At 71.8% G+C, this 26,373-nt stretch carries 23 protein-coding genes; 20 read left to right on the top strand and 3 right to left on the bottom strand.

What is annotated here, in order from left to right:
- Positions 1-117 precede the first annotated feature (117 nt).
- Genes C1703_RS06105 through nusB form a run of 3 tightly spaced genes read left to right on the top strand, consistent with a single transcriptional unit; the run spans position 118 to position 2,284 of the window.
- A complete protein-coding gene (locus C1703_RS06105) occupies positions 118-1,227 on the top strand; it encodes an aminopeptidase P family protein (protein WP_114250923.1) in 1,110 nt (369 codons plus the stop codon).
- 53 nt (positions 1,228-1,280) lie between these two features.
- Positions 1,281-1,847, top strand: coding sequence for an elongation factor P (efp, locus tag C1703_RS06100; protein WP_031116621.1), 567 nt, complete (start codon positions 1,281-1,283; stop codon positions 1,845-1,847).
- 2 nt (positions 1,848-1,849) lie between these two features.
- On the top strand, positions 1,850-2,284 hold the full coding sequence (gene nusB, locus C1703_RS06095; protein ID WP_114250922.1) for a transcription antitermination factor NusB: 435 nt from the start codon (positions 1,850-1,852) through the stop codon (positions 2,282-2,284).
- A 182-nt stretch (positions 2,285-2,466) separates the two neighbouring features.
- Here nusB and bldD read toward each other — a convergent pair whose 3' ends face one another.
- Positions 2,467-2,970: a transcriptional regulator BldD gene (gene bldD / locus C1703_RS06090; RefSeq protein ID WP_010046440.1), complete on the bottom strand. Its 504-nt coding sequence runs from the start codon at positions 2,968-2,970 to the stop codon at positions 2,467-2,469.
- Positions 2,971-3,236: 266 nt separating this feature from the next.
- Between bldD and pyrR the strand changes: the two genes are divergently transcribed.
- The 14 genes from pyrR to C1703_RS06020 all read left to right on the top strand — a co-directional run bounded on the left by pyrR (position 3,237) and on the right by C1703_RS06020 (position 19,844).
- Positions 3,237-3,803, top strand: coding sequence for a bifunctional pyr operon transcriptional regulator/uracil phosphoribosyltransferase PyrR (gene pyrR, locus C1703_RS06085; RefSeq protein WP_114250921.1), 567 nt, complete (start codon positions 3,237-3,239; stop codon positions 3,801-3,803).
- A gap of 102 nt (positions 3,804-3,905) precedes the next feature.
- Entirely contained in the window at positions 3,906-4,883 is a 978-nt protein-coding gene (locus tag C1703_RS06080; RefSeq protein WP_114250920.1) for an aspartate carbamoyltransferase catalytic subunit, read from the top strand.
- A 5-nt stretch (positions 4,884-4,888) separates the two neighbouring features.
- Complete coding sequence (locus tag C1703_RS06075) at positions 4,889-6,175, top strand: dihydroorotase (protein ID WP_114250919.1); 1,287 nt, start codon at positions 4,889-4,891, stop codon at positions 6,173-6,175.
- A complete protein-coding gene (locus C1703_RS06070) occupies positions 6,172-6,741 on the top strand; it encodes a hypothetical protein (RefSeq protein ID WP_114250918.1) in 570 nt (189 codons plus the stop codon). Before C1703_RS06075 ends, C1703_RS06070 begins: the two co-directional genes overlap by 4 nt.
- Positions 6,738-7,877 carry a glutamine-hydrolyzing carbamoyl-phosphate synthase small subunit gene (gene carA / locus C1703_RS06065; protein ID WP_114250917.1) on the top strand — a complete coding sequence of 380 codons (1,140 nt, stop codon included), beginning with the start codon at positions 6,738-6,740 and terminating at the stop codon, positions 7,875-7,877. The genes C1703_RS06070 and carA overlap by 4 nt, the downstream gene beginning before the upstream one ends.
- Entirely contained in the window at positions 7,870-11,178 is a 3,309-nt protein-coding gene (carB, locus tag C1703_RS06060) for a carbamoyl-phosphate synthase large subunit (protein ID WP_114250916.1), read from the top strand. The genes carA and carB overlap by 8 nt, the downstream gene beginning before the upstream one ends.
- Positions 11,179-11,248: 70 nt before the next feature.
- Positions 11,249-12,355, top strand: a complete 1,107-nt coding sequence (locus C1703_RS06055) for a quinone-dependent dihydroorotate dehydrogenase (protein WP_114250915.1) — start codon at positions 11,249-11,251, stop codon at positions 12,353-12,355.
- On the top strand, positions 12,352-13,194 hold the full coding sequence (gene pyrF / locus C1703_RS06050) for an orotidine-5'-phosphate decarboxylase (RefSeq protein ID WP_198678100.1): 843 nt from the start codon (positions 12,352-12,354) through the stop codon (positions 13,192-13,194). Before C1703_RS06055 ends, pyrF begins: the two co-directional genes overlap by 4 nt.
- A 266-nt stretch (positions 13,195-13,460) precedes the next feature.
- Positions 13,461-13,784 carry an integration host factor gene (locus tag C1703_RS06045; RefSeq protein ID WP_003977346.1) on the top strand — a complete coding sequence of 108 codons (324 nt, stop codon included), beginning with the start codon at positions 13,461-13,463 and terminating at the stop codon, positions 13,782-13,784.
- A gap of 58 nt (positions 13,785-13,842) precedes the next feature.
- A complete protein-coding gene (gene gmk, locus C1703_RS06040; RefSeq protein WP_114250914.1) occupies positions 13,843-14,436 on the top strand; it encodes a guanylate kinase in 594 nt (197 codons plus the stop codon).
- Positions 14,437-14,506: 70 nt separating this feature from the next.
- Positions 14,507-14,779 (top strand): DNA-directed RNA polymerase subunit omega, encoded by a 273-nt coding sequence (gene rpoZ, locus C1703_RS06035; RefSeq protein ID WP_003988945.1) that lies wholly within the window; start codon positions 14,507-14,509, stop codon positions 14,777-14,779.
- Between the two features lie 139 nt (positions 14,780-14,918).
- Positions 14,919-16,121, top strand: coding sequence for a bifunctional phosphopantothenoylcysteine decarboxylase/phosphopantothenate--cysteine ligase CoaBC (gene coaBC, locus C1703_RS06030; protein WP_114257312.1), 1,203 nt, complete (start codon positions 14,919-14,921; stop codon positions 16,119-16,121).
- Between the two features lie 237 nt (positions 16,122-16,358).
- Entirely contained in the window at positions 16,359-17,567 is a 1,209-nt protein-coding gene (gene metK / locus C1703_RS06025) for a methionine adenosyltransferase (protein ID WP_114250913.1), read from the top strand.
- 111 nt (positions 17,568-17,678) lie between these two features.
- Entirely contained in the window at positions 17,679-19,844 is a 2,166-nt protein-coding gene (locus C1703_RS06020) for a primosomal protein N' (RefSeq protein WP_114250912.1), read from the top strand.
- Positions 19,845-20,118: 274 nt separating this feature from the next.
- Here C1703_RS06020 and C1703_RS06015 read toward each other — a convergent pair whose 3' ends face one another.
- Positions 20,119-20,664, bottom strand: a complete 546-nt coding sequence (locus C1703_RS06015; protein ID WP_114250911.1) for a hypothetical protein — start codon at positions 20,662-20,664, stop codon at positions 20,119-20,121.
- 326 nt (positions 20,665-20,990) lie between these two features.
- Here C1703_RS06015 and fmt point away from each other — a divergent pair, with 326 nt between their 5' ends.
- Entirely contained in the window at positions 20,991-21,923 is a 933-nt protein-coding gene (fmt, locus tag C1703_RS06010) for a methionyl-tRNA formyltransferase (protein WP_114250910.1), read from the top strand.
- Positions 21,924-21,992: 69 nt separating this feature from the next.
- Positions 21,993-23,420 carry a transcription antitermination factor NusB gene (locus C1703_RS06005; RefSeq protein ID WP_114250909.1) on the top strand — a complete coding sequence of 476 codons (1,428 nt, stop codon included), beginning with the start codon at positions 21,993-21,995 and terminating at the stop codon, positions 23,418-23,420.
- Here the strand turns inward: C1703_RS06005 and C1703_RS06000 are convergent.
- Positions 23,401-25,542 (bottom strand): MMPL family transporter, encoded by a 2,142-nt coding sequence (locus C1703_RS06000; protein WP_114250908.1) that lies wholly within the window; start codon positions 25,540-25,542, stop codon positions 23,401-23,403. The genes C1703_RS06005 and C1703_RS06000 overlap by 20 nt on opposite strands.
- A gap of 140 nt (positions 25,543-25,682) precedes the next feature.
- Between C1703_RS06000 and rpe the strand changes: the two genes are divergently transcribed.
- Positions 25,683-26,369, top strand: coding sequence for a ribulose-phosphate 3-epimerase (rpe, locus tag C1703_RS05995; RefSeq protein ID WP_037769158.1), 687 nt, complete (start codon positions 25,683-25,685; stop codon positions 26,367-26,369).
- Positions 26,370-26,373: the final 4 nt, after the last annotated feature.

Below are 26,373 nucleotides of genomic sequence, written 5' to 3'. Positions count from 1 at the left end.
CACGCGCGGACGGCACGCGACCCCGAACGGCACTACCACCTCCCCGGGCATATCGGGCACCGCCCACTTAGACGCCCTCAACCGGCGCCAAACCCGCGGAGCTCATACGCTCGGGTCATGTCAGAGGTGTACGCGGCCCGCCGGACGCGTCTGAGGGAATACTGCAACGCGGGCGGCAGCGCGGCGGCGCTGGTCTCCCGCCCCGCCAACGTGCGCTATCTCGCGGGCGCCGCCCCGCACGGCGCCGTTCTGCTGCTGGGCAAGACCGAGGACCTCCTGGTGTGCCCCGGCTCGTCCGCGGACCGCCCCACCCAGGAGCGTCCCGACGAGGCCCTGCGCGTACAGACCCTGCCCGGAGCCGCCGGCGGTGACCCCGCCGTCGCGGCGGCCGGCCTCGCCGCACGCCAGGGCGCCGACTCCCTGGCCGTCGAGGAGCACCACCTCACCGTCGCCCGGCACAGAGCGCTCGGCTCGGTCGCCCCCCGGCTGCGCCTGGCCAACCTCGGCAGCGCCGTCGAGCAGCTCCGGGTCGTCAAGGACGAGGAGGAGATCTCCTGCCTCCGCATCGGCGCCGAGATCGCCGACCAGGCCCTCGGCGAACTGCTGGAATCCATCCTCGTCGGCCGCACCGAGCGCCACCTCGCCCTGGAGCTGGAGAGACGCCTGGTCGATCACGGAGCCGACGGCCCGGCCTTCCCGACCTCCGTGGGCACGGGGCCCAACGCCGGCCGCCCGGGCCACCGCCCCACCGACCGCCGCGTCGAGGAGGGCGACTTCCTCTCCGTGTGCCTCGGCGCGACGTACCGCGGCTACCGCTGCGAGATCGGCCGCACGTTCGTCATCGGCACCGCTCCCGCGGACTGGCAGATCGAGCTGTACGACCTGGTCTTCGCCGCCCAGCGGGCCGGACGTGAGAGCCTGGTACCCGGCGCCGCCTGCCGGGATGTCGACCGGGCCGCCCGCCAGGTCCTGGACTCCGCGGGGTACACCGAGGGCCTCACGGTCCTCACCGGACACGGAGTCGGGCTCGAAATCGACGAGGACCCTCAGTTGAGCCCGGCGGCCATGGGTAAACTGGACGCTTGCGTGCCGGTCACCGTCGAACCGGGGGTCCACCTCCCGGGCCGGGGCGGCGTCCGGATCGATGACACGCTCGTCGTCCGCCCCGAGGCGGACGGCGGACCCGAGCTACTCACCATCACGACCAAGGAGCTGCTCGCCCTGTAGCCAGGCAGGCGCGTGCACCGGGGTCGTACGTCAGTCCAGGAGATTCCGCAACCGTGGCTTCCACGAACGACCTCAAGAACGGCATGGTGCTCAAGCTCGAAGGCGGCCAGCTCTGGTCCGTCGTCGAGTTCCAGCACGTCAAGCCCGGCAAGGGCCCGGCCTTCGTGCGCACCAAGCTCAAGAACGTGCTCTCCGGCAAGGTCGTCGACAAGACCTTCAACGCCGGCGTCAAGGTCGAAACGGCCACCGTCGACAAGCGCGACATGCAGTTCTCCTACATGGACGGCGAGTACTTCGTCTTCATGGACATGGAGACCTACGACCAGCTCATGGTCGACCGCAAGGCCGTCGGCGACGCCGCCAACTTCCTCATCGAGGGCTTCATGGCCACCGTCGCCCAGCACGAGGGCGAGGTGCTCTTCGTGGAGCTTCCGGCCGCCGTCGAGCTGACCGTCCAGGAGACCGAGCCGGGCGTCCAGGGCGACCGCTCCACCGGCGGCACCAAGCCCGCCACGCTGGAGACGGGTCACCAGATCCAGGTCCCGCTCTTCATCACCACCGGTGAGAAGATCAAGGTCGACACGCGCACCAGCGACTACCTCGGCCGGGTGAACAGCTAACCGTGGCTGCCCGCAACACGGCCCGCAAGCGCGCCTTCCAGATCCTCTTCGAGGGCGACCAGCGCGGCGCCGACGTCCAGACGGTCCTCGCGGACTGGGTCCGGCACTCCCGGACGGACACCCGGCAGCCGCCGGTGAGCGAGTACACGATGGAGCTGGTCGAGGGCTACGCGAAGCACGCGAAGCGCATCGACGAGCTGATCGCCCAGTACTCGGTCGGCTGGACGCTCGACCGGATGCCGGTCGTCGACCGCAACATCCTGCGGCTCGGCGCCTACGAGCTGATCTGGGCCGACGAGACCCCGGACGCCGTCGTCCTCGACGAGATGGTGCAGCTGGCGAAGGAGTTCTCCACGGACGAGTCGCCCTCGTTCGTGAACGGCCTGCTCGGCAGGCTGAAGGAGCTCAAGCCCTCGCTGCGCCGCGACGAGGTCTGAGGCAGGCAAGACAGACAGAATGCCGGAGGGCCCGCGGCGGTGACGCCGCGGGCCCTCCGGCATTCCCGTACGCCGAGAGCCTTCGAAGCCGCCAGAACGCCGCCGGGGTGGCCGGAACCGTACGATTCCAGCCACCCCGGCGGCACGTTTCTGCTGGCCCCGCGGATGGTCCCGCGGAGCGCTCAGCCCTCCTCGTGGGTCGCCACCGCGCGGCGCGCGTCCGCGTCGAGGACACCCCAGCTGATCAGCTGCTCGGTGAGCACCGAGGGCGACTGGTCGTAGATGACGGCGAGTGTGCGCAGGTCGTCCTGGCGGATCGAGAGCACCTTGCCGTTGTAGTCACCGCGCTGCGACTGGATCGTGGCCGCGTAGCGCTGGAGGGGGCCCGCCTTCTCGGCCGGCACCGTGGCCAGCCGCTCCAGGTCCAGGACCAGCTTCGGCGGCGGCTCGGCGGCGCCGCCCGGGGTCGTGCCCGGGAGCAGCTCCTGCACCGGAACGCCGTAGAAATCCGCCAGCTCGGCAAGGCGCTGCACGGTCACGGCACGGTCGCCGCGCTCGTACGAACCGACCACGACCGCCTTCCAGCGTCCCTGGGACTTCTCCTCGACACCGTGGAGGGAAAGGCCCTGCTGGGTGCGGATCGCCCGGAGCTTGGCCCCGAGCTGTTTGGCGTATTCGCTGGACATATAGCTCCCCGGCACTGTGTCGACGCGTCTGGCGTGGGTGCCAGCCCGCGCGGCTGGTAACTCACTGTGAGGTTACGCAGCGTTACTCTGCCGCGTCAAGCCGAATGGTCCGCACCGACTCTTCCGTGGTAGTGGCACCGCATTGGGCCGAATAGGTGATCCGAGGGGGCCGTCCGGGCGATCGCGGGGGCCTGCTACCGTGGATGGCGCAATCCCGACGTCCTTTAAGGTCCGTCCCGTGAGGCGGAGAAGGAGGTCCGTTTCGTATGGACACGCACGACTCGCAGTCCGATGCCCGGCCCGTTCTCGAAGGGCCCGACATCGCGCGGGTACTGACCCGCATCGCCCACGAGATCGTCGAACGCGCCAAGGGCGCCGACGACGTGGTGCTCCTCGGCATCCCGACCCGGGGCGTCTTCCTCGCCCGGCGGATCGCCGACAAGCTGGAGCAGATCACCGAGCGCAAGGTTCCGTGCGGCTCGCTCGACATCACCATGTACCGCGACGACCTGCGCATGCACCCGCCGCGTGCGCTGGCCCGCACCGAGATCCCCGGTGACGGCATCGACGGCAAGCTGGTCGTCCTCGTCGACGACGTGCTCTTCTCCGGCCGCACCATCCGTGCCGCCCTCGACGCCCTGAACGACATCGGCCGCCCGCGCGCGGTGCAGCTCGCCGTGCTCGTCGACCGCGGTCACCGCGAACTGCCCATCCGCGCCGACTACGTCGGCAAGAACCTCCCCACGTCGTTGCGGGAGACGGTCAAGGTCCAGCTCGCCGAGGAGGACGGTCGCGACACCGTGCTGCTCGGTGCCAAGCCGGACCCCCAGTAGCGCTCCAGGCGTACGCCGCTGTCGTACGCCGGCTCAGTGCGCGTGCTCGCGCGCCCGTCTGCCCCGAATCTCCCGTTTGAACTGCCTTACGGAGCCTGACAGATGCAGCGTCATCTCATCTCGGCCGCCGACCTCACCCGCGACGACGCCGTCCTGATCCTCGACACCGCCGAGGAGATGGCCCGGGTCGCCGACCGGCCGATCAAGAAGCTGCCGACCCTGCGCGGCCGCACGATCGTCAACCTCTTCTTCGAGGACTCCACGCGCACGCGGATCTCCTTCGAGGCCGCCGAGAAGCGGCTGTCCGCGGACGTCATCAACTTCTCCGCCAAGGGCTCCAGCGTCTCCAAGGGCGAGTCCCTGAAGGACACCGCCCAGACCCTGGAGGCGATGGGCGTCGACGCCGTGGTCATCCGGCACGGCGCCTCGGGCGCCCCGTACCGGCTGGCGAACTCCGGCTGGATCGACGCGGTCGTCGTCAACGCCGGCGACGGCACCCACCAGCACCCCACCCAGGCCCTGCTGGACGCCTTCACCATGCGCCGCCGCCTGATCGGCCCCGACGCCGGGATCGGCCAGGACCTCGCGGGCCGGCGCATCACGATCGTCGGCGACGTCCTGCACAGCCGGGTCGCCCGCTCCAACGTCGACCTGCTGCACACCCTCGGCGCCGAGGTCACCCTCGTCGCCCCGCCGACCCTGCTGCCGGTCGGCATCGAGACCTGGCCCTGCGAGGTCTCCTACGACCTCGACAGCACGCTGCCCAAGTCCGACGCGGTGATGATGCTGCGCGTCCAGCGTGAGCGGATGAACGCCGCGTTCTTCCCGACCGAGCGCGAGTATTCCCGCCGCTACGGCCTCGACGGCGACCGCATGGCGCGGATGCCCGAGCACGCCGTCGTGATGCATCCCGGGCCGATGGTCCGCGGCATGGAGATCACCGCCGAGGTCGCCGACTCCGACCGCTGCACCGTCGTCGAGCAGGTCGCCAACGGGGTGTCCATCCGGATGGCCGTGCTGTACCTGCTGCTCGGTGGAAACGAGCCCGCCGTCACCCACCCCCGTACCGAGGAGAAGTAAGACAGATGAGCAAGACCCTGATCCGTGGTGCGAAGGTGCTCGGCGGCGAACCGCAGGACGTGCTGATCGACGGCGGGACGATCGCCGAGGTGGGCGCCGGACTGAGCGCCGAGGGCGCCGAGGTCGTCGAGGCCGAGGGCAAGGTGCTGCTGCCGGGCCTGGTCGACCTGCACACGCATCTGCGCGAGCCGGGCCGCGAGGACTCCGAGACCGTCCTCACCGGCACGCGCGCCGCCGCCTCCGGTGGCTACACCAGCGTGTTCGCCATGGCCAACACCTTCCCGGTCGCCGACACCGCCGGCGTCGTCGAGCAGGTCTGGCGGCTCGGCCAGGAGCACGGCTACTGCGACGTCCAGCCCATCGGCGCCGTCACCGTCGGCCTGGAGGGCAGGAAGCTCGCCGAGCTGGGCGCCATGCACGAGTCGGCCGCCGGCGTCACCGTCTTCTCCGACGACGGCAAGTGCGTCCACGACGCCGTGATCATGCGCCGGGCCCTGGAGTACGTGAAGGCCTTCGGCGGTGTCGTCGCGCAGCACGCGCAGGAGCCGCGGCTGACCGAGGGCGCCGAGATGAACGAGGGCGTCGTCTCCGCCGAACTGGGCCTCGGCGGCTGGCCGGCGGTGGCCGAAGAATCGATCATCGCCCGGGATGTCCTGCTCGCCGACCACGTCGGCTCCCGCGTGCACATCTGCCACCTGTCGACCGCCGGGTCCGTCGAGATCGTCCGCTGGGCCAAGTCCCGCGGCATCGCCGTCACCGCCGAGGTCACCCCGCACCACCTGCTCCTCACCGACGAGCTGGTCCGCACGTACAACCCCGTCTACAAGGTCAACCCGCCGCTGCGCACCGAGCGGGACGTGCTGGCCCTGCGCGAGGCGCTCGCCGACGGCACGATCGACATCGTCGCCACCGACCACGCCCCGCACCCGCACGAGGACAAGGACTGCGAGTGGGCCGCGGCCGCCATGGGCATGGTGGGGCTGGAGACGGCGTTGTCAGTGGTCCAGGAGACCATGGTCGACACGGGCCTGCTGGACTGGGCCGGCGTCGCCGACCGGATGTCCTTCAAGCCCGCGCAGATCGGACAGGCCACGGGCCACGGCCGTCCCGTCTCGGCAGGTGAGCCCGCCAACCTCACCCTGGTCGACACGGCATACCGTGGGCTCGTGGAACCCGCGGGCTTCGCCTCGCGCAGCCGCAACACCCCCTACGAGGGGCGTGAGCTGCCGGGCCGTGTGACGCACACGTGGCTGCGGGGCAAGGCCACGCTCGTCGACGGGAAGCTCACGTGACACCTGTACTGCTGCTGGCCGCCGAGAAGGAATCGGCGCAAGTGACCGACTGGGCCGCCCGCATCGGCTGGGTCGTCGGCCTCGCCCTCTTCGTCGCGCTCGTCTACTGGCTGATGCGCGAGGGCTGGAAGTGGCGCGGCACCCTCCAGGGCGACCTGCCCGAGCTGCCCACCACCCCGGACGGGACGGGCCCGGCGCGCCTGACCATGAGCGGCCGCTACCACGGCTCCACCACCGCCGGGCAGTGGCTCGACCGCATCGTCGCCCACGGCCTGGGCACCCGCAGCCGCGCCGACCTGACGCTGACGGACACCGGACTGGACGTCGTACGCCCCGGGGCGGACGACTTCTTCATCCCGGTGGCACAGCTGCGCGAGGCCCGGCTCGACAAGGGCATCGCCGGAAAGGTGCTCACCGAGGGCGGCCTGCTGGTCGTCACCTGGGCACACGGCGACCGGCTGATCGACTCCGGCTTCCGCTCCGACCACGCGGCCGAGCACAACGAGTGGGTCGAAGCCATCAACTCCATGATCGAAACGAACACCAGGGAAGGCGCCGAACGATGACCACCTCCACCAGGGGAGCCAAAACTCCCGCCGTACTCGTCCTGGAGGACGGCCGGGTCTTCCGCGGCCGCGCCTACGGGGCCGTGGGGGAGACCTTCGGCGAAGCGGTGTTCTCCACCGGCATGACCGGCTACCAGGAGACCCTCACCGACCCCTCGTACCACCGCCAGGTCGTGGTGATGACCGCCCCGCACGTCGGCAACACCGGCGTGAACGACGAGGACCCCGAGTCCAAGCGCATCTGGGTCTCCGGTTACGTCGTGCGCGACCCCGCGCGCGTGCCCTCCAACTGGCGCTCCCGGCGCTCGCTCGACGAGGAGCTGGCCGCGCAGGGCGTCGTCGGGATCTCCGGCATCGACACCCGCGCCCTCACCCGCCACCTGCGCGAGCGCGGCGCCATGCGCGTCGGCATCTTCAGCGGCGACGCGGTCAAGGACGACAGCGCGCTCCTCGCGCGCGTGCAGGAAGCCCCGCAGATGAAGGGGGCGAACCTCTCCGCCGAGGTCTCCACCACCGAGCCGTACGTCGTGCCCGCGATCGGCGAGAAGAAGTTCACCGTCGCCGCCGTCGACCTCGGCATCAAGGGCATGACCCCGCACCGCATGGCCGAGCGCGGCATCGAGGTGCACGTGCTCCCGGCCACCGCGACCGTGGAGGACGTCTACGCGGTGAACCCGGACGGCGTGTTCTTCTCCAACGGCCCGGGCGACCCGGCCACCGCCGACCACGCCGTCTCCGTCATGCAGGGCGTCCTGGAGCGCGGCACCCCGCTGTTCGGCATCTGCTTCGGCAACCAGATCCTCGGCCGCGCCCTCGGCTTCGGCACCTACAAGCTGAAGTACGGCCACCGGGGCATCAACCAGCCGGTCCAGGACCGTACGACCGGCAAGGTCGAGGTCACCGCGCACAACCACGGCTTCGCCGTCGACGCCCCGCTCGACCAGGTCTCCGAGACCCCGTTCGGCCGCGCCGAGGTGTCGCACGTCTGCCTGAACGACAACGTGGTGGAGGGGCTGCAGCTCCTCGACCGCCCCGCCTTCAGCGTCCAGTACCACCCCGAAGCGGCGGCCGGCCCGCACGACGCCGCCTACCTGTTCGACCGCTTCGTGAAGCTCATGGAGGGCCAGCGTGCCTAAGCGCACCGATATCCAGTCCGTCCTGGTCATCGGCTCCGGCCCGATCGTCATCGGCCAGGCCGCCGAGTTCGACTACTCCGGCACCCAGGCGTGCCGCGTGCTGAAGTCCGAGGGCCTCCGGGTCATCCTCGTGAACTCCAACCCGGCGACGATCATGACCGACCCGGAGATCGCCGACGCCACCTACGTCGAGCCGATCACCCCCGAGTTCGTCGAGAAGATCATCGCCAAGGAGCGGCCCGACGCGCTGCTGCCCACCCTGGGCGGCCAGACGGCCCTCAACACCGCCATCTCGCTGCACGAGAACGGCGTCCTCGACAAGTACGGCGTCGAGCTGATCGGCGCCAACGTGGAGGCGATCCACAAGGGCGAGGACCGCGACCAGTTCAAGGCGGTCGTGGAGGAGGTCCGCAAGAAGATCGGCCACGGCGAGTCCGCCCGGTCCTACATCTGCCACTCCATGGACGACGTCCTCAAGGGCGTCGAGGAGCTCGGCGGCTACCCGGTCGTCGTCCGCCCCTCCTTCACCATGGGCGGCGCCGGCTCCGGCTTCGCCCACGACGAGGAGGAGCTGCGCCGCATCGCCGGCACCGGCCTCACCCTCTCGCCGACCACCGAGGTCCTCCTGGAGGAGTCCATCCTCGGCTGGAAGGAGTACGAGCTGGAGCTGATGCGCGACAAGAACGACAACGTCGTGGTCGTCTGCTCCATCGAGAACTTCGACCCCATGGGCGTCCACACCGGCGACTCGATCACCGTCGCGCCCGCGATGACGCTGACCGACCGCGAGTACCAGGTGCTGCGCGACGTCGGCATCGCGATCATCCGCGAGGTCGGCGTCGACACGGGCGGCTGCAACATCCAGTTCGCGGTCAACCCGGCCGACGGCCGCGTGATCGTCATCGAGATGAACCCGCGCGTGTCGCGCTCCTCGGCGCTCGCCTCCAAGGCCACCGGGTTCCCGATCGCCAAGATCGCCGCCAAGCTCGCCGTCGGCTACACGCTGGACGAGATCCCGAACGACATCACGCAGGAGACCCCGGCCTCCTTCGAGCCGACGCTCGACTACGTGGTCGTGAAGGCCCCGCGGTTCGCCTTCGAGAAGTTCCCGAGCGCCGACTCCACCCTCACCACCACCATGAAGTCGGTCGGCGAGGCCATGGCCATCGGCCGCAACTTCACCGAGGCCTTCCAGAAGGCCCTGCGCTCCCTGGAGAAGAAGGGCAGCCAGTTCACCTTCGTCGGCGAGCCCGGCGACAAGAACGAGCTGCTGCGCGCGTCGGTCCGCCCCACCGACGGCCGGATCAACACCGTCATGCAGGCGATCCGCGCGGGCGCCACGCCCGAGGAGGTCTTCGACTACACGAAGATCGACCCCTGGTTCGTCGACCAGCTCTTCCTGATCAAGGAGATCGCCGACGAGCTGGCGGCCGCTCCGGAGCTGACCACCGACCTGCTCGCCGAGGCCAAGCGGCACGGCTTCTCCGACCAGCAGATCGGCGAGATCCGCGGCCTGCGCGAGGACGTCGTCCGCGAGGTCCGGCACGCGCTCGGCATCCGCCCGGTCTACAAGACGGTCGACACGTGCGCCGCCGAGTTCGCCGCGAAGACGCCGTACTTCTACTCCTCCTACGACGAGGAGACCGAGGTCGCGCCCCGCGAGAAGCCGGCCGTCATCATCCTGGGCTCCGGCCCGAACCGCATCGGCCAGGGCATCGAGTTCGACTACTCCTGCGTCCACGCCTCCTTCGCCCTGAGCGACGCGGGCTACGAGACCGTGATGGTCAACTGCAACCCGGAGACCGTCTCCACGGACTACGACACCTCCGACCGCCTGTACTTCGAGCCGCTGACGCTCGAGGACGTGCTGGAGATCGTGCACGCCGAGCAGCAGGCCGGACCCGTCGCGGGCGTCGTCGTCCAGCTCGGCGGCCAGACCCCGCTGGGCCTGTCGCAGGCGCTGAAGGACAACGGCGTGCCGATCGTCGGCACCTCCCCGGAGGCCATCCACGCCGCCGAGGACCGGGGCGCCTTCGGCCGGGTCCTCAAGGAGGCCGGCCTTCCGGCCCCCAAGCACGGCACCGCCACCACCTTCGCCGAGGCCAAGGCCATCGCCGACGAGATCGGCTACCCGGTCCTGGTGCGCCCCTCGTACGTCCTCGGCGGGCGCGGCATGGAGATCGTCTACGACGAGACGCGCCTGGAGGCGTACATCGCCGAGTCGACCGAGATCAGCCCCTCCCGGCCGGTCCTGGTCGACCGCTTCCTCGACGACGCCATCGAGATCGACGTCGACGCCCTCTACGACGGCGAGGAGCTGTACCTCGGCGGCGTCATGGAGCACATCGAGGAGGCCGGCATCCACTCCGGCGACTCGGCGTGCGCCCTGCCCCCGATCACCCTCGGCGGCTTCGACATCAAGCGCCTGCGCGCCTCCACGGAGGGCATCGCGAAGGGCGTCGGCGTCCGCGGCCTGATCAACATCCAGTTCGCGCTCGCGGGCGACATCCTCTACGTCCTGGAGGCCAACCCGCGCGCCTCCCGGACGGTCCCCTTCACCTCGAAGGCGACGGCGGTGCCGCTGGCCAAGGCCGCCGCCCGCATCTCGCTGGGCGCCACGATCGCCGAGCTGCGCGCCGAGGGCCTGCTCCCGGCGAACGGCGACGGCGGCGAGCTGCCGTTCGACGCGCCGATCTCCGTCAAGGAGGCCGTCATGCCGTGGTCGCGCTTCCGCGACATCCACGGCCGCGGCGTCGACACGGTCCTCGGCCCGGAGATGCGCTCCACCGGCGAGGTCATGGGCATCGACTCCGTCTTCGGCACGGCCTACGCCAAGTCGCAGGCGGGCGCCTACGGCCCGCTGCCCACCAAGGGCCGCGCGTTCATCTCGGTCGCCAACCGCGACAAGCGCTCGATGATCTTCCCGGCCCGCGAGCTGGTCGCCCACGGCTTCGAGCTGCTGGCCACCTCCGGCACGGCCGAGGTCCTCAAGCGCAACGGCATCAACGCCACGGTCGTGCGCAAGCAGTCCGAGGGCACCGGCCCGAACGGCGAGAAGACCATCGTCCAGCTCATCCACGACGGCGAGGTCGACCTCATCGTCAACACCCCGTACGGCACCGGCGGCCGCCTCGACGGCTACGACATCCGTACGGCGGCCGTGGCGCGCTCCGTGCCCTGCCTGACGACCGTCCAGGCGCTCGCGGCGGCGGTCCAGGGCATCGACGCCCTCAACCGCGGCGACGTGAGCGTCCGATCGCTCCAGGAACACGCGGAACACCTGACCGCGGCCCGCGACTAGCAGCCCCGAGGGGGACACCGGAAACGGTGTCCCCCTCTTCGTGAGGACACCACGTCCTCGTGAGGACACCATGTACAAGATCTTCTTCCGCCTCGTCTTCAAGCGGCTGGACCCGGAACAGGCGCACCACCTGGCCTTCCGCTGGATCCGCCTGGCCGCCCGCGTGCCCGTGCTGCGCACCTTCCTCGCGGCCGCCCTCGCGCCCCGCCACAAGGAACTGCGCACCGAGGCCCTCGGCCTGCGCATGCACGGCCCCTTCGGGCTCGCGGCGGGCTTCGACAAGAACGCCGTCGGCATCGACGGCATGGCCATGCTCGGCTTCGACCACGTCGAGATCGGCACGGTGACCGGCGAACCCCAGCCCGGCAACCCCAAGCAGCGGCTGTTCCGCCTGGTCGAGGACCGGGCGCTGATCAACCGCATGGGCTTCAACAACGACGGCTCGCTGCGGGTCGCCGCCCGCCTGGCCTCCCGCACCCCCGTCTTCAAGACGGTCGTCGGCGTCAACATCGGCAAGACCAAGGTCGTCCCGGAGGAGGAGGCCGTCGCGGACTACGTGAAGTCCGCCGAGCGGCTCGCGCCCTACGCCGACTACCTGGTGGTCAACGTCTCCTCCCCGAACACGCCCGGCCTGCGCGACCTCCAGGCCACCGAGGCGCTGCGCCCCCTGCTCAGCGCGGTCCGCGAGGCCGCCGACCGCACCGCGGCCGCGCGGCGCGTCCCGCTCCTGGTCAAGATCGCGCCGGACCTCGCCGACGAGGACATCGACGCCGTCGCCGACCTCGCCCTGGAACTGGGCCTGGACGGCATCATCGCCACCAACACCACCATCGCGCGCGAGGGACTCGGCCTGAAGTCCGGCCCGTCCCTGGTCGAGGAGACCGGCGGCCTGTCCGGGGCGCCCCTGAAGGAACGCTCCCTGGAGGTCCTGCGCCGCCTCTACGCGCGCGTGGGCGACCGGATCACCCTGGTGGGCGTCGGGGGCGTCGAGAACGCCGAGGACGCCTGGCAGCGCATCCTGGCCGGTGCCACGCTGGTGCAGGGCTACAGCGCCTTCATCTACGAGGGACCCTTCTACGCCCGCGCGATCCACAAGGGGCTCGCCGCGCGCCTGCGCACCAGCCCGTACGCCACGCTCGCCGACGCGGTGGGCGCCGACGTGAGGAGCTCCGCATGAGCCTGGAACCCTTCGGCGCGCGCCTGCGCCGGGCCATGGACGAGCGCGGCCCGCTGTGCGTCGGCATCGACCCGCACGCCTCCCTGCTCGCCGAGTGGGGCCTGAACGACGACGTGGCGGGCCTGGAGCGGTTCAGCCGCACGGTCGTCGAGGCGGTCGCCGACCGGGTCGCCGTGCTCAAGCCGCAGAGCGCGTTCTTCGAGCGCTTCGGCTCCCGCGGCGTCGCCGTCCTGGAGAAGTCGGTCGCCGAGGCCCGGGCGGCCGGCGCGCTGGTCGTGATGGACGCCAAGCGCGGCGACATCGGCTCGACCATGGCCGCCTACGCCGAGTCCTTCCTGCACAAGGACGCGCCGCTGTTCTCCGACGCGCTGACGGTCTCGCCGTACCTGGGGTACGGCTCGCTCAGCCCGGCCGTCGCGCTGGCCCGGGAGAGCGGCGCCGGGCTGTTCGTGCTGGCGCTGACGTCCAACCCGGAGGGCGGCGAGGTCCAGCACGCCGTGCGCTCCGACGGCCGGAACGTCGGAGCGACGATGCTCGCCCACCTCGCCGCGGAGAACGCGGGGGAGGAGCCCCTGGGGTCCTTCGGGGCGGTCGTCGGCGCCACCCTCGGTGATCTGTCGTCGTACGACCTCGACATCAACGGCCCGCTTCTCGCACCCGGCATCGGCGCGCAGGGGGCCACGCCGGCCGATCTTCCCAGGGTCTTCGGCGCCGCCGTGCGCAACGTCGTGCCGAACGTCAGCCGGGGAGTGCTACGCCACGGTCCCGACACGGTCGCTCTGCGTGACGCCGCCGAGCGCTTCGCGGAGGAGATCCGTCACACCGTGGCGGCGTCCTGACCTCTTCCCGAGACCTCCGATGAGTGGTCCGGGGCCCGCTTGAGTCTGAATACATCCTCAAATCCGGGGCAGTATGTCCTAAATGTCCGTTCAGATGAAGGCTGACCAGGACTTTTCCGCTGTTCTCGCTGACTCTGGCGGACTTGCCCGCTAGTCTCCGACGAGAGTCAACGGGCAAGCGTGTTGCTCGTGGCTCCCCAGGTGTGGGGCGACTAGGTTCCTCACCGGTCCGTATCCGACAGTTCGACATCCGAGGTGACGTAGGCGTGGCTCTTCCGCCCCTTACCCCTGAACAGCGCGCAGCCGCGCTCGAAAAGGCCGCCGCGGCTCGCCGGGAGCGGGCCGAGGTCAAGAATCGACTCAAGCACTCCGGCGCCTCCCTCCACGAGGTCATCAAGCAGGGCCAGGAGAACGACGTCATCGGCAAGATGAAGGTCTCCGCCCTCCTTGAGTCCCTGCCGGGCGTGGGCAAGGTCCGCGCCAAGCAGATCATGGAGCGACTCGGTATCTCCGAGAGCCGCCGGGTGCGCGGCCTCGGTTCCAACCAGATCGCCTCCCTGGAGCGCGAGTTCGGCAGCACCGGTTCCTGAACCGGGCACTCCGGGGAAGCGAGTCCCGGGCACTCCGGGATTGCTGGATAATCGCTGCATGGCTGTAACACCCCGGGGGACGACCCCCGTACCCCCGGACGCACGTCCGCGGCTGACCGTGCTCTCCGGCCCCTCCGGGGTCGGCAAGAGCACGGTCGTCGCCCATATGCGCAAGGAACACCCCGAGGTCTGGCTCTCGGTGTCGGCGACGACCCGCAAGCCCCGCCCCGGTGAGCGGCACGGAGTCCACTACTTCTTCGTCACCGACGACGAGATGGACAAGCTGATCGCCAACGGCGAACTGCTGGAGTGGGCCGAGTTCGCCGGCAACCGCTACGGCACGCCGCGTGCGGCCGTGCAGGAGCGCCTGGAGAAGGGCGAGTCCGTCCTGCTCGAGATCGACCTGCAGGGCGCCCGCCTGGTCCGGGAGTCGATGCCCGAGGCCCAGCTGGTGTTCCTGGCCCCTCCCTCCTGGGAGGAGCTGGTGCGCAGGCTCACCGGGCGGGGCACCGAACCGCCCGAGGTGATCGAGCGCAGGCTCGAGGCCGCCAGGGTCGAACTGGCCGCCGAGCCGGAGTTCGATACGACGCTGGTCAACACCTCCGTCGAGGATGTGGCGCGCGAGCTGCTAGCCTTGATGAACGTCGTGTGACCATCGCTGATCGATCCGGTCCTCGCTGATCACCCCGACAGAATCTTTCCCATCCATCGGAAGGTAGAGCGTGTCCTCTTCCATCTCCGCGCCCGAGGGCATCATCAACCCGCCGATCGACGAGCTCCTCGAGGCCACCGACTCGAAGTACAGCCTCGTGATCTACGCGGCCAAGCGGGCCCGCCAGATCAACGCGTACTACTCGCAGCTCGGCGAGGGCCTCCTCGAGTACGTCGGTCCTCTCGTCGACACCCACGTCCACGAGAAGCCGCTCTCGATCGCCCTCCGCGAGATCAACGCGGGGCTCCTGACGTCCGAGGCCGTCGAGGGCCCGGCGCAGTAAGTCGTATTTACAGCTTGATGCTGACTTATCCACAGGCCCGGCAGGCCGACTGCCGGGCCTGTGGTGTGTCATGGAGTCGTACGGTGGGCCGGTCGCCGAAGCCCGGGTCGCCGAGGTCCAGGGAGAGACGGGGAGCAACGTGGACAAGCCGAAGGTCGTTCTGGGGGTCAGCGGCGGCATCGCCGCGTACAAGGCCTGTGAGCTGCTGCGGCGGCTGACGGAGTCGGGCCATGACGTGCGTGTGGTGCCCACCGCCTCCGCGCTGCACTTCGTCGGTGCCGCGACCTGGTCCGCGCTCTCCGGAAAGCCGGTCTCCACCGAGGTCTGGGACGACGTGCACGAGGTGCCGCACGTCCGCATCGGGCAGCACGCCGACCTGGTCGTCGTCGCCCCGGCCACCGCCGACCTGCTCGCCAAGGCGGCCCACGGCCTCGCCGACGACCTCCTCACCAACACCCTGCTCACCGCCCGCTGCCCGGTCGTCTTCGCTCCCGCCATGCACACGGAGATGTGGGAGCACCCGGCCACCCAGGAGAACGTGGCGACGCTGCGCCGCCGCGGCGCCCTCGTCATCGAGCCGGCCGTGGGCCGCCTCACCGGCGTCGACACCGGCAAGGGCCGGCTGCCCGACCCGGCCGAGATCTTCGAGGTCTGCCGCCGGGTCCTGGCCCGGGGCGTCCGGGAGCCGGACCTCAAGGGCCGGCACGTCGTGATCAGCGCCGGGGGCACCCGCGAGCCCCTGGACCCCGTCCGCTTCCTCGGTAACCGCTCCTCCGGCAAGCAGGGCTACGCCCTCGCCCGCACGGCGGCCGCCCGCGGCGCCAGGGTCACGCTGATCGCGGCCAACGCCACCCTGCCCGACCCGGCGGGCGTGGACGTCGTACCGGTCGGCACGGCCGTGCAGCTGCGCGAGGCGGTGCTCAAGGCCGCCGCCGAGGCCGACGCCGTGGTGATGGCGGCGGCGGTGGCGGACTTCCGCCCGGCGACGTACGCGGCCGGGAAGATCAAGAAGAAGGACGACCAAGAGCCGGAGCCGATCACCCTGGTGCGGAATCCGGACATCCTCGCGGAGGTCTCCGCCGACCGGGCCCGCGCCGGACAGGTGGTCGTCGGCTTCGCCGCGGAGACGGACGACGTCCTCGCCAACGGCCGCGCCAAACTGAAGCGCAAGGGGTGCGATCTGCTGGTGGTGAACGAGGTGGGGGAGCGCAAGACCTTCGGTTCCGAGGAGAACGAGGCGGTCGTGCTCGGCGCCGACGGCAGTGAGACGGCGGTGCCGCACGGCCCCAAGGAAGCCCTGGCCGAAACCGTGTGGGACCTCGTCGCCGAGCGCCTCGGCTGATGCTCGAGTCGCCTCGGAAGCCGATCAAACCCGGCCGATCCAGGCGTGGCGCCTCTGGCCAACGCCGCTCGGCATTGGGCAGAATGCCCGTGCCGCAGGTCACAGCACTCCCGAGTGGCGAGACAGGGGGACCGTGGCCGAAGCGTGACCGATAAACTGTTCCACGGACGGCGCCGGGTGCAGCCCCCGCCGTCCGCCAATGATCAGCCAGCAGCCGCTGCAACCCCAGGGAGCGTTGTGTCCCGTCGCCTGTTCACCTCGGAGTCCGTGACCGAGGGTCACCCCGACAAGATCGCTGACCAGATCAGCGACACCATTCTCGACGCGCTCCTGCGCGAAGACCCGACCTCCCGGGTCGCCGTCGAAACCCTGATCACGACCGGCCTGGTGCACGTGGCCGGCGAGGTCACGACCAAGACGTACGCGGACATCGCGACGCTGGTCCGGAACAAGATCCTCGAAATCGGCTACGACTCCTCGAAGAAGGGCTTCGACGGCGCCTCCTGCGGCGTCTCGGTGTCGATCGGCGCGCAGTCGCCGGACATCGCCCAGGGCGTGGACACGGCGTACGAGTCCCGGGTCGAGGGCGACGAGGACGAGCTCGACAAGCAGGGCGCGGGCGACCAGGGCCTGATGTTCGGCTACGCGACGGACGAGACGCCGACGCTGATGCCGCTGCCGATCTTCCTGGCGCACCGCCTGTCCAAGCGCCTGTCCGACGTGCGCAAGAACGGCACGATCCCCTACCTGCGCCCGGACGGCAAGACGCAGGTCACCATCGAGTACGACGGCGACAAGGCGGTCCGTCTGGACACCGTCGTCGTCTCCTCGCAGCACGCGTCCGACATCGACCTGGACTCCCTGCTGGCGCCGGACATCAAGGAGTTCGTCGTCGAGCCGGAGCTGAAGGCGCTTCTGGACGAGGGCATCAAGCTCGACACGGAGAACTACCGGCTTCTGGTCAACCCCACCGGCCGCTTCGAGATCGGCGGCCCGATGGGTGACGCCGGCCTGACCGGCCGCAAGATCATCATCGACACCTACGGCGGCATGGCCCGCCACGGCGGTGGCGCCTTCTCCGGCAAGGACCCGTCCAAGGTGGACCGCTCGGCGGCGTACGCGATGCGCTGGGTCGCCAAGAACGTGGTCGCCGCGGGTCTCGCCACCCGCTGCGAGGTGCAGGTCGCGTACGCGATCGGCAAGGCCGAGCCGGTCGGTCTGTTCGTGGAGACCTTCGGTACCGCCAAGGTCGACACGGACCGGATCGAGAAGGCGATCGACGAGGTCTTCGACCTCCGCCCGGCCGCCATCATCCGCGACCTCGACCTGCTCCGCCCGATCTACTCCCAGACCGCGGCGTACGGCCACTTCGGCCGGGAGCTGCCCGAGTTCACGTGGGAGCGCACGGACCGCGTGGACGCCCTGCGCAAGGCGGCGGGGCTGTAGTCCCCACGCTTCACCACCGAGGCCCGGCTCCCTTCGGGGGCCGGGCCTCGGCGTGCCCCGGGGTCTGACGGCCGCCGTCGTCTGTCAGTGGTCTTTGGTAAGAATGCAAGGGTGAGCAGCGAGAACGAACAGGCGGGTGGCGGGGGCGAGGGTGCGCCGCCGGAGCAGCTCGCGCTCATCCGGGAGAGTGTGCGGAAGGCGAAGACCCCCCGGGCCAAGCCGCGTACGTGGCGGGGGGCGGCGCTCGCCAAGGAGCTGCCCGTGGCGCGGGTGCTCGTCGACAAGGGCGTGCTGCATCTCGACCGGTACTTCGACTACGCCGTGCCCGAGGAGCTGGACGCGCAGGCCCAGCCGGGCGTGCGGGTGCGGGTGCGGTTCGGGGCCGGGCGGCACCGGGTGCGGGAGGGGCGTCGCGAGGGCGGCGGGCTGATCGACGGCTTCCTCGTCGAGCGGCTGCCCGAGTCCGACTACTCCGGGCCGCTGGCCGCCCTCGCCCAGGTCGTCTCGCCCGAGCCGGTGCTGAGCGAGGAGCTGCTGGGGCTGGCCCGGGCGGTCGCCGACCGGTACGCGGGCAGCCTCGCCGACGTCCTCCAGCTCGCCGTGCCGCCGCGCAACGCACGGGCCGAGCAGCGCGCCTCCGCCGAGCCCCTGCCGCCGCCCCCGGCGCCCGAGGCCGGGTCCTGGCAGCGGTACGAACGGGGAGCGGCCTTCCTGGAGTCGCTGGCCTCCGGCGGTGCGCCCCGGGCCGTGTGGAACGCGCTGCCGGGCCCCCAGTGGAGCGAGGAGCTGGCCAGGGCCGTCGCGGCGACGCTGGCCTCGGGCCGGGGGGCGCTGGTCGTCCTGCCCGACGGCCGGGCCGTCGCCCGGGTCGACGCCGCGCTGACGTCCCTGCTGGGGGAGGGGCGGCACGCGGTGCTCACCGCCGACGCCGGTCCCGAGAAGCGGTACGCGCAGTGGCTCGCGGTGCGGCGGGGATCCGTCCGGGCCGTGATCGGGACCCGGGCCGCGATGTTCGCACCGGTGCGGGACCTCGGGCTGGTCGCCCTCTGGGACGACGGGGACGACAGCCACAGCGAGCAGCACGCCCCCCAGCCGCACGCCCGCGAGGTCCTCCTGCTGCGGGCCGCCCAGGACAAGTGCGGCTTCCTGCTGGGCAGCTGGTCCTGCACGGTGGAGGCCGCACAGCTCGTCGAGAGCGGCTGGGCGCGGCCGCTGGTCGCCGGGCGGGAGCAGGTGCGGGCAGCCGCTCCGCTCGTCCGGACCGTCGGGGACGGGGATCTCGCCCGGGACGAGGCCGCTCGCGCCGCCCGGCTGCCCAGCCTCGCCTGGCAGGCCGTCAGGGACGGTTTGCGGCTGGGGCCGGTGCTGGTGCAGGTGCCCCGACGGGGCTACGTGCCGCGCATGGCGTGTGCCAACTGCCGTGCCCCCGCGCGGTGCGGGCACTGCTCGGGGCCGTTGGAGACGCGGGACGGCGGTGCCCTGTGCTGCGGCTGGTGCGGCCGCGAGGAGAGCGGCTGGCACTGCCCGGAGTGCGGGTCCTTCCGGCTGCGGGCCTCGGTCGTGGGGGCACGGCGGACCGCCGAGGAACTCGGACGGGCCTTTCCCACCGTGCCGGTGCGGACCTCGGGACGTGAACACGTGCTCGACACGGTGCCGGGAGCGCCCGCGCTGGTCGTGAGTACGCCGGGGGCGGAGCCCGTCGCCGAGGGCGGTTACGCGGCGGCGTTGCTGCTGGACGGATGGGCCATGCTCGGGCGGCCCGATCTGCGGGCCGGGGAGGACGCGTTGCGGCGGTGGATCGGGGCCGCGTCCCTCGTCCGGCCGCAGTCGGCCGGCGGCACGGTGGTGGTCGTCGCCGAGCCGACGCTGCGACCCGTGCAGGCGCTCGTGCGGTGGGACCCCGTCGGACACGCGGTGCGCGAGCTGGCGGAGCGGGCCGAGTTGGGGTTTCCGCCGGTGTCGCGGATGGCGGCCGTGTCGGGGCCGCCGGATGCGGTCGCCGACTTCCTCCGCACGGCCGAACTGCCGCCGGAGGCCGAGGTGCTGGGGCCCGTGCCGTTGCCCGTGCCCCCTCCGGGGCGACCGAGGCGGGCGGGGGCGCCGCCGCCCGGGGAGCAGTGGGAGCGGGCGTTGCTGCGGGTGCCGCCGGGGAAGGGGGCGGCGCTGGCCGCCGCGCTGAAGGCCGCGCAGGCTGCGCGGATGGCCCGGGGGAGCGGGAGTGGGAGCGGGGGCGGTGCCGGGGTCTGGGTGCGGATCGATCCGGCTGACATCGGGTGAGGGGGTGCCGCGTCGCCCGGGCGCGAAGTTGAGCGTTGCCTGGGTTGCCAGCGGCGGGCTGCCCGGGGTGGGGTGCGGACGGTGGCGTTGCCCGGGGTGCGGACGGTGCGTTGCCCGGGGCGCGGACGGTGCGTTGCCCGGGGTGCGGACGGTGCGTCGCCCCGGGTGCGAACGGTGGCGTCGCCCCGGGCGCGAAGGGTGGGCGTCGCCCGGATGCGCGGCTGCCCTCCAGGAGGTGTTCCGGGAGGGCAGGGCGGGTGGGGGCAGTGGTAGGTCAGCCGTTGCGCGGGCCCGGGAAGGCGGTCGGCCTTGCCTCGTCGCGGAGTGCCGGGCTGCCTGCCGTCGGCTGCGTGGGCATGGAGCGGGCCGCGGGGACCGTCGGCACCGTGGGGAGGCCGGTGTTCACACTGACCGTGCGCGTGCCGGACGGTTCCGGGGTGCGCTCCGGCTCGGCCGCGGCCGGCTGGGCCGTGGCGCGGCGGGCGCCGTAACGGCGGTGGACCGCCTGTTTGGTGACTCCGAGCGCGGAGCCCACCGCGTCCCACGAGAAGCCGAGTGAGCGGTCGAAGTCCACGGCCGCCGTGACCAGGGTCTCGACACTGTCCCGCAGCTCCTGGGCGAGACGTACCGTCGGGGCGGGGGCGCGTCCGTAGACGACGAAGCCCGTGGAGGGGCCTGAGCGGCGCGGGCGGTAGACGTTGCCCAACTGGGCGGTGAGCGTGCGCAGTGCGTCCACCTGCCGGCGGACCCGCTCGATGTCCCGCACCAGCAAGTGCAGGCTGGCCCGAGCCTGGGCGTCGTGGGTTGCGTGGTCGGCCATGAACAAGCCTCTCGAACCGGCGTTGAAAGGAATGGGCCGCGATCGCGGCCCGATGTGGTCAACTCTGTCTTGACCAACGCGGATTCGCTCCGCGGGTCACGGTGTGGGGGCGTGGGGGCATATGCGTGCGCCCGTTTGCGCGGGGCGTGCGCCTCGGCCTGCGGCCTTCGGATTTTGTCTCCCACCCGCGCACCGCCTGTAACTGTTGGCCAAGAGGCTGAGCTCTCCCGTGGGGGCGGGCCGCCGTCGGCGGCTTCCCGCCCCACGGCTCATAGACTTGTGTGCTGCCCGTCATCGACCCCCGCCCGAGAGGCCCCCACCACCCCATGAAGCTCGTCTTCGCCGGTACACCCGAGGTCGCCGTTCCCGCTCTGGACGCTCTTCTCGCCTCCGGGCGGCACGAGGTGGCCGCTGTCGTCACGCGGCCCGACGCGCCGGCCGGGCGCGGGCGCAGGCTCGTCGCGTCGCCCGTCGCCGAGCGGGCGGAGGAGGCCGGGATCGAGGTGCTGAAGCCCGCGAAGCCGAAGGACCCCGAGTTCCTCGAGCGGCTGCGGGAGATCGGGCCGGACTGCTGCCCCGTCGTCGCCTACGGCGCGCTGCTGCCCCGGGTCGCCCTCGACGTCCCCGCGCACGGCTGGGTCAATCTGCACTTCTCCCTGCTGCCCGCCTGGCGGGGCGCCGCGCCCGTGCAGCACGCCATCATGGCCGGCGACGAGATCACCGGGGCGTCGACCTTCCTGATCGAGGAGGGGCTCGACTCCGGGCCGGTGTACGGGACGGTCACCGAGGAGATCCGGGCCACCGACACCAGCGGGGATCTGCTGACCCGGCTCGCCTTCGCCGGTGCCGGGCTGCTCGCGGCGACCATGGACGGGATCGAGGACGGCACCCTGAAGGCCGTGCCGCAGCCCGCCGAGGGGGTCACCCTGGCCCCCAAGGTCAACGTCGAGGACGCCCGCGTCGACTGGAACGCGCCCGCGCTGCGCGTCGACCGGGTGGTGCGCGGATGCACCCCCGCCCCGGGCGCGTGGACCACCTTCCGCGGTGAGCGGCTCAAGCTCATCCAGGTGACCCCCGTTCCCGACCGGACGGACCTCGCCCCGGGGCAGATCTCCGCCGGGAAGAACAACGTGCACGTCGGCACCGGCTCGTACGGCGTGGAGCTGGGGTGGGTGCAGGCGCAGGGGAAGAAGCCGATGCGGGCGGCGGACTGGGCGCGCGGGGTGCGGATCGCCGAGGGCGAGCGGCTCGGGGGCTGACACAGCGATGCGCCCGGGGCGGCGTAGGCTGGACGGCGCACTTCATCTCACCCCCGGAGCACCTTTTTCGTGAGCGACCAGCCCCGTCGGCCCCGCCCGTCCGGCAAGCCCTACCGTCGGCCCAAGAAGGACCCCGTCCGCATCCTCGCCTTCGAGGCGCTGAGGGCCGTGGACGAGCGGGACGCCTACGCCAACCTCGTTCTGCCGCCGCTGCTGCGCAAGGCGCGGGAGAAGGAGGGCCCCGAGGCGTTCGACGCCCGGGACGCGGCGCTCGCCACCGAGCTGGTGTACGGCACGCTGCGGCGGCAGGGCACGTACGACGCGGTCCTCGCGCGGTGTGTCGACCGGCCGCTCGGCGAGGTCGACCCGCCGGTGCTGGACGTGCTGAGCCTCGGCGCGCACCAGCTGCTCGGGACGCGCATCCCCACCCACGCGGCCGTGTCCGCCACCGTCGAGCTCGCCCGGGTCGTGCTGGGCGACGGGCGGGCCAAGTTCGTCAACGCCGTGCTGCGCAAGGTCGCTCAGGACGATCTGAACGGCTGGCTGGAACGGGTCGCGCCGCCCTACGACGAGGACCCCGAGGACCATCTCGCCGTGGTCCACTCGCATCCGCGCTGGGTCGTGTCCGCGCTGTGGGACTCCCTCGGCGGCGGGCGCGCCGGCATCGAGGAGCTGCTGCGCGCCGACAACGAGCGGCCCGAGGTGACCCTGGTGGCCCGGCCCGGCAGGGCCACCGCCGAGGAGCTGCTCGGGGAGGACGCCGCCGTGGCCGGGCACTGGTCGCCGTACGCCGTGCGCCTGGCCGAGGGCGGTGAGCCGGGTGCCATCGCGGCCGTGCGGGAGGGGCGCGCGGGCGTGCAGGACGAGGGCAGCCAGCTCGTGGCGATCGCCCTCGCCAACGCGCCCCTGGACGGGCCCGACCGGCGGTGGCTGGACGGGTGCGCGGGCCCCGGCGGCAAGGCCGCGCTGCTCGGCGCGCTCGCGGCGCAGCGGGGCGCCGCCCTCGTCGCCTCCGAGAAGCAGACCCACCGCGCCGGGCTCGTGGCCAGGGCGCTGGAGGGCAACCCGGGGCCGTACCAGGTGATCGCCGCGGACGGGACGCGTCCGGCCTGGCGGCCGGGCAGTTTCGACCGGGTGCTGGTCGACGTGCCGTGCACGGGGCTCGGTGCCCTGCGGCGCCGTCCCGAGGCACGCTGGCGGCGCCGCCCCGAGGACCTGGAGGGGTTCGCGCCGCTTCAGCGCGGGCTGCTGCGGAGCGCCCTGGAGTCGGTGCGGGTCGGCGGTGTCGTCGGCTACGCGACCTGCTCGCCGCACCTGGCCGAGACCCGGGCCGTGGTCGCCGACGTCCTCAAGCAGTACCCGGACAGCGACCTGCTCGACGCCCGGCCGCTGCTGCCCGGCGTACCGGACCTGGGCGAGGGGCCCGACGTACAGCTGTGGCCGCATCTGCACGGGACCGACGCGATGTACCTGGCGCTCATTCGCCGGACCGGCTGATCCCCGCCGGGACGCTCTCCCGGGCCGCCGCGCCGCCGTCCTCCCGGGCCAGCCGGTGCGGCCACCACACCTTCGGGCCGACGTCCAGGAACAGCGACGTCACCAGGATCGAGCGGACGACGAAGGTGTCCAGGAGCACGCCGAGGGCGACCGCGAAGCCGATCTCGGCGAAGGCGACCATCGGGAGGGTGCCGAGGGCGGCGAAGGTGCCCGCCAGGACCAGGCCGGCGGAGGTGATGACCGCGCCGGTGGCGGCCAGACCGGTGACCACGCCCGGTCTCGTGCCCTGGCGGGCCGCCTCCTCGCGGATGCGTGTGGTGAGGAAGATGTTGTAGTCGATGCCCAGGGCCACGAGGAAGACGAAGACGAACAGCGGGAAGTCCGTCGACTCGCCCGCGTAGTCGAACAGGTACCGGAAGGCGAGCGCGCTGATGCCGAGCGCCGCCGCGAACGACAGGATCACCGTCCCGATCAGCAGCAGCGGGGCGATCAGGGCGCGCAGCAGCACGCACAGGATCAGCAGCACGACCACCAGCACCAGCGGGATGATCAGCACGTTGTCGTGCGTGGTCGCCTTGTCCATGTCCAGCAGGGCCGCCGTACCGCCGCCCACCCGGGCGTCGGCGTCCGGTACCGCGTGCACGGCGTCCCGGACACGCTCCACCGTCTGCTTGGCGGCCTCGCTGTCCGCCGGGGCGGTCATGGTGGCCTCGAACAGCACCCTGCCCTCGAAGGCCGGTTTCGTGCCGGGCGGCAGCCCGAGGGACTGCGGGACCACGCCCGGCGTCGCGGCGACCGCGCGGCCCACCTGCTCGGCCTGCGCCTGGTCGCTGACGATGACCAGGGGGTCGCCGCTGCCCGCCGGGAAGTAGCGCGCCGACACCTCCTGGCCGGTGATCGAGTCCGGTTTCCCGGTGAACGCGTCCGCGTTGCCGATGCCCTCCGCGCGCAGCTGGATCAGCCCCAGCGAGCAGACCGCCAGGACCAGCGCCGTCACGGCCCAGGTCATCCGCGGCCGGTGGGCGATGCGGCGGCCCATGCGGGCCCACACGCCGCGCTCGGTCGGCTCGGGGGAGCCCAGGTGCGGGACCACCGGCCAGAAGATCCACCGGCCGAAGATCACCAGCAGGGCGGGGAACAGGCTCATCATCGCCAGCAGGGCGACGGCGACGCCGATCGCGGCGACCGGGCCCAGGCCGCTCGTCGAGTTCATCTCGGCGGCCAGCAGCACCAGCATGCTCAGCACGACCGTCGCGCCGGAGGCCAGCACCGCCGGGCCGGCGCGGTGCAGCGCCAGGGCCATCGCCTCGTGCCGGTCCTCGTGCCGGCGCAGTTCCTCCCGGTAGCGGGCGACCAGCAGCAGGGCGTAGTCCGTCCCCGCGCCGAACACGAGCACCGTGAGGATGCCGGCGCTCTGGCCGTTGACCGTCAGGCCCGCGTGCTCGGCCAGCAGGTAGATCAGCGCCTGGGAGGCGAACAGCGCGCAGACCACCGCGACCAGGGGCACCAGCAGCAGGGTCAGGCTGCGGTAGGTGATGAGCAGCATGACGATGACGACGGCCATCGCCGAGAACAGGAGGGTCGAGTCGATGCCCTCGAAGCCCTCCGCGAAGTCCGCGGACGTGCCGCCCGGGCCGGTGATGTGCACGGCAAGACCGCCGCCGCCCTCCCCGACGTCCTCCCGGATGGAATCCACGGCGGGCGAGATCCGCTCCCAGCCCTTCTCGTCCATCGTGATCGGCACGAACACCTGCGCCGCCCGCGGGTCGGCCTGCCGGTCGAAGACCGGACCCCGGGTCTGCGCGCCCATGATCCCGTGGTCGCGCAGCTCCTTGAGCTGCCGCACGTCCTCGGCGATCTCCGCCCGGTCCCGCTCCGTCAGCCCGCTGTCGCGGGCGTAGATCACGATCGCCGGGATCTGCTCGGGCCGGAAGTCCTCCGACTCCTGCAGGACCTGCGTCGACTCGGCGGACCCCGGCAGCCAGGACGAGGCGTCGTTGTCCTGCGCGTCGGTCAGCTTCATCGCGAACGGCGCCGCGACGACCAGCACCACCACCCACAACACCAGCACCAGCCACTTGGCCCGCCGCCCGCAGACGAGATGCGCGACGCCCTGTTTCATGGCAACCCCCTCCGCGGAGCCAACCCATAAGGGGCGCGGGGAACTGCGCGACCAGCCACAGGCGGCCCGCAGACAACGGACGACCATGACCACCCGGGACCGATGCCCACAACCCCCGGAGGGCATGGCAGGCTTAGGGCATGGCCGTGCAGATCAACCCCAGCATCCTCTCCGCCGACTTCGCCCGCCTCGCGGACGAGGCGAAGGCCGTGGAGGGAGCCGACTGGCTCCACGTCGACGTCATGGACAACCATTTCGTCCCGAACCTCACGCTCGGCGTGCCGGTCGTAGAGTCGCTCGCCCGTGCGACGGACACCCCGCTGGACTGCCATCTGATGATCGAGGCCCCCGATCGGTGGGCGCCCCAGTACGTGGAAGCGGGGGCCGGTTCCGTCACCTTCCACGTCGAGGCGGCCGCCGCCCCGGTCCGGCTCGCCCGGGAGATCCGGGCCAAGGGCGCCCGGGCCTCCATGGCGCTGAAGCCCGCGACCCCCATCGAGCCGTACGAGGACCTGCTCCCCGAGCTCGACATGCTGCTGATCATGACGGTCGAGCCGGGCTTCGGGGGACAGGCCTTCCTCGACATCATGCTTCCGAAGATCCGCCGCACCCGCGAGTTGATCAGCAAGCACGGACTGGAGCTCTGGCTCCAGGTCGACGGCGGAGTCTCCGCTTCCACGATCGAGCGGTGCGCCGACGCCGGAGCCGACGTCTTCGTGGCCGGATCGGCGGTCTACGGGGCAAACGACCCGGCAGAGGCGGTACGTGCACTACGCACCCAGGCTGAGGCGACGACGGCGAAGGCCTCTTGGGCCTGCGACCACTGAGCCA

It is taken from the genome of Streptomyces sp. Go-475, assembly GCF_003330845.1.
Taxonomy (GTDB): domain Bacteria; phylum Actinomycetota; class Actinomycetes; order Streptomycetales; family Streptomycetaceae; genus Streptomyces.
The sequence above is the reverse complement of the archived record's forward strand: the minus strand, read 5'-3'. Positions and strand labels throughout refer to the sequence as shown.

Excerpts from the sequence above, each read along its gene's own strand:
- C1703_RS06105 (WP_114250923.1), top strand. The coding sequence starts at position 118 with ATGTCAGAGGTGTACGCGGCCCGCCGGACGCGTCTGAGGGAATACTGC.
- bldD (WP_010046440.1), bottom strand. The coding sequence starts at position 2,970 with ATGTCCAGCGAATACGCCAAACAGCTCGGGGCCAAGCTCCGGGCGATC.
- pyrR (WP_114250921.1), top strand. The coding sequence starts at position 3,237 with ATGGACACGCACGACTCGCAGTCCGATGCCCGGCCCGTTCTCGAAGGG.
- C1703_RS06080 (WP_114250920.1), top strand. The coding sequence starts at position 3,906 with ATGCAGCGTCATCTCATCTCGGCCGCCGACCTCACCCGCGACGACGCC.
- C1703_RS06075 (WP_114250919.1), top strand. The coding sequence starts at position 4,889 with ATGAGCAAGACCCTGATCCGTGGTGCGAAGGTGCTCGGCGGCGAACCG.
- carA (WP_114250917.1), top strand. The coding sequence starts at position 6,738 with ATGACCACCTCCACCAGGGGAGCCAAAACTCCCGCCGTACTCGTCCTG.
- C1703_RS06055 (WP_114250915.1), top strand. The coding sequence starts at position 11,249 with ATGTACAAGATCTTCTTCCGCCTCGTCTTCAAGCGGCTGGACCCGGAA.
- pyrF (WP_198678100.1), top strand. The coding sequence starts at position 12,352 with ATGAGCCTGGAACCCTTCGGCGCGCGCCTGCGCCGGGCCATGGACGAG.
- gmk (WP_114250914.1), top strand. The coding sequence starts at position 13,843 with ATGGCTGTAACACCCCGGGGGACGACCCCCGTACCCCCGGACGCACGT.
- C1703_RS06015 (WP_114250911.1), bottom strand. The coding sequence starts at position 20,664 with ATGGCCGACCACGCAACCCACGACGCCCAGGCTCGGGCCAGCCTGCAC.
- fmt (WP_114250910.1), top strand. The coding sequence starts at position 20,991 with ATGAAGCTCGTCTTCGCCGGTACACCCGAGGTCGCCGTTCCCGCTCTG.
- C1703_RS06000 (WP_114250908.1), bottom strand. The coding sequence starts at position 25,542 with ATGAAACAGGGCGTCGCGCATCTCGTCTGCGGGCGGCGGGCCAAGTGG.
- rpe (WP_037769158.1), top strand. The coding sequence starts at position 25,683 with ATGGCCGTGCAGATCAACCCCAGCATCCTCTCCGCCGACTTCGCCCGC.